This is a genomic window from Synechococcus sp. R6-5 (assembly GCF_047461775.1).
GTDB lineage: Bacteria > Cyanobacteriota > Cyanobacteriia > Thermostichales > Thermostichaceae > Thermostichus.
The window spans coordinates 1-2,907 of sequence record NZ_JANSHV010000316.1 but is presented as its reverse complement, the minus strand read 5'-3'; the positions used below and the strand labels follow the sequence as shown (position 1 = coordinate 2,907).

Annotated in this window: 3 protein-coding genes; all 3 read left to right on the top strand. The window is 57.6% G+C overall.

Annotated elements, in window-relative coordinates:
* The first annotated feature begins 387 nt into the window (after positions 1-387).
* Complete coding sequence (locus NW818_RS13310; protein ID WP_414329613.1) at positions 388-1,524, top strand: NYN domain-containing protein; 1,137 nt, start codon at positions 388-390, stop codon at positions 1,522-1,524.
* 216 nt (positions 1,525-1,740) lie between these two features.
* A complete protein-coding gene (locus NW818_RS13305; RefSeq protein WP_011432688.1) occupies positions 1,741-2,358 on the top strand; it encodes an HD domain-containing protein in 618 nt (205 codons plus the stop codon).
* Between the two features lie 70 nt (positions 2,359-2,428).
* A complete protein-coding gene (locus NW818_RS13300) occupies positions 2,429-2,866 on the top strand; it encodes a peroxiredoxin (protein ID WP_011432689.1) in 438 nt (145 codons plus the stop codon).
* The last annotated feature ends 41 nt before the right edge of the window (positions 2,867-2,907 follow it).

Genomic DNA, 2,907 nt, shown 5'->3' with positions numbered 1-2,907 from the left:
CGGGGCTCCTGCGATTTCTAGCTGACCCTGCTCCGTTCAATGGTTTTACGGCCCATACCGTCAGCCAATAGCTTGGACGTTGAATCCAGGTTGAGCGGGCCACGGGGCCTGTCGGTCAAGAGGAACAAGTTTGAGCCTGCTTTCGATAACTGACTCGATATCTGATCCGTTTGCTCAACAAGGGAAATACGCTTGTCCAGCGATTGGAAGATTCCCCTTCCAATAGCAGGCATACTGCAGTTGCTGAATTGCTCCTCTTCGATGCCTCTGGGAGTTCTGGGCATCTCGATCTTCGAGAGGGATCCCTGAGGTGGCCCATGTGAGTGAGGTGAAATCCTGGCAACCGAGCAGATCGATAACCCAAACTGAGGAGAGCTGACTATGAGTATGAATAGGGCTTCTGCCTTCCCCTTAACCTGGCTGTGGACGGGATCCCTGGCCCTGGGGGTGACGGCCCTGGTGACCCGCCAAGTGATCTGGGGGCTCTTACCTTTGGCAGCAGCCTACCCTGCCATCCGCCGCCGCGAAGAACAGCTTGGCCAAGTTCTGGAACAGACCTGGACACAGCAGCAACAGACAGCAACCCAACTGGAGACCCTGCAAGCGCGTTTCGAGGTGCTGGACGCTCGGCTCACTGCTGAACCGTCCCTTCTGCAGCAGACCTTGGCTTCCCCGGCTGAAGCCATTCAAGAGCTCGAGCAGAAAGTAAAGGTTTTGGAGCCCATCTGGGTACAGCAGCAGCAGACGGCGGCCCAACTGGAAACATTACAAGGGCGGATCGACGCCCTCGAAGCTCGGCCCACGTCTCATCTGTCCGTGCGGCAACAGCTGGCCCCCATCACCCAGGCCATCCAGCAAATCCAGCAGCGGTTAAAAGCCGTGGAGCTGCGGTTGAATGCTCTGCCGGTATCCCAGCCCCAAGTGACTTTGGAGCAACTGGAGTTAGTGCAGGCGCAACTCCAACACCTGCAGCAGCTGGTGGCATCCCAGCCGAACCCTGCTTTTCCCCGCAAAGCCCTGGGGGTGTTCATCGACGCGGCCAATCTCCACGCCAGCGCCCAGCAGTGGGGATCCCATCTCGACTATCCCAGTCTGCTCAGCTGGCTGGCCCAGGGCAGATCCGAGATGGAAGTGCATGTCTACAGCGGGGTAGATCGCCACAACCTAGCTCAGCGTCGTTTCCTGCGGGAGTTGAGAAAACAGGGCTATCGGGTGGTCACCAAGCCGGTGGTGATCCACGCCGACGGCAGCCGCAAAGCCAATCTGGATGGGGAGCTGATCGTGGACTTGATGGCGATGCACTCCCACTACGAGACGGTGCTGCTGCTGAGTGGGGATGGAGATTTTGTGCCGGCCCTCAAGCATATCCGCCGCCAAGGCTGCCGGCTGGAGGTAGCCGCCTACAGGCCGAACACGAACCCGGCGTTAATTCGGATAGCCGACCAGTTCGTGGATTTGTGCGCTTGGCAGGGAACAGGAACGCTGGTGCCGCTGCCTGCAAAACAGACTCCGGCCACCGGCTAAACCTTGCCATCTCAGCACAGTTACATCGATCCCTGACTCCCCTCTCCCAAGGCAGGGAGAGGGGCTGGGGGTGAGGGTAGGCGGCACAGCGTCTTAACCTTGTTTAAAGTGATCAGAAGTGCTCATCCCATTTTCTGATTTGCAGTCTCAACGCCTGAGACTCGCTTGGATCAACCTTGCCCCAGCAGTCAACTTAACCCCAATTGGAGAGTCCAGATGTCAACGCAACTCACACAGCGGTTTGTGCAGGCAATGCACTATGCCCATCGCTGGCATGCTTCTCAAACCCGCAAGGGAACCGGGATCCCTTACCTCAGCCATCTGTTGGCCGTAGCAGCCATCGCCCTGGAGCATGGGGCGGATGAAGATGAAGCGATTGCCGCTCTGCTCCACGACAGCCTAGAGGACGGCCCCCACAACACAGGCGAGCCCCGGGCCCAGATTGAGCAACAGATCCGGGAGCACTTTGGAGAACGGGTGCTGCAGATCATCCTGGGATGTACGGATACCGAAAGCGATGGCTCCCGAGGCGAGCCCAAAGAAAACTGGAAAGAGCGCAAAACCGCCTACCTGAAGCACCTGGAAACGGCAAATGCCTCGGTTTTGTTGGTGGCCGCCTCTGACAAGCTGCACAACGCCCGCTGCATCTTGCGGGATTTTCGCCAACTGGGGGATGAACTCTGGCAGCGGTTTTCCGCCGGAAAAGAGGGATCCCTGTGGTATTATCGATCGTTGGCAGAGATTCTGAGGCGACGGCTGCCCGGCAATCTATCGGCGGAGCTTCAAGAGCTGGTGGCTGAGTTGCAATGCCAAGCTGGAGCGGTAATGCCTTGACAGAGACAAGCAGGGCTGAAGAAAATGCTGAGGGCAGCCCTATTCATCACACTTTTTGGGTCACGCACCTATGGTTCTCGCTGTTGGCACCCCTGCTCCTGGGTTCAACACCACTGACACCCAAGGCAACCAGGTTTCGCTGGCTGATTTTGCCGGCAAAACCGTTGTCCTCTATTTTTACCCCAAAGACGACACCCCCGGCTGTACCAAAGAAGCCTGTGGATTCCGCGACGCCTACGCCGACTACCAAAGCAAGGACGTGGTGGTGCTGGGGGTGAGCATGGACGACCAAGCTTCTCACCAAAAGTTCACCGAAAAGTACAACTTGCCTTTCCCCCTACTGGTGGATAGCAGTGGGGTGATTACCCGCGCCTACGATGTGGATGGGGGCGGCTATGCCAAGCGGGTGACCTACGTCATTGATGGCGAGGGCAAAATTGCCAAGGTCTACCAGAACATCAATACCGAAACCCATGCCCGCGATATTTTGGCGGATTTGGGTTTGTAGAAACGCTGCCTCTTTTCAGCTAGAAATCGCAGGAGCCCCGC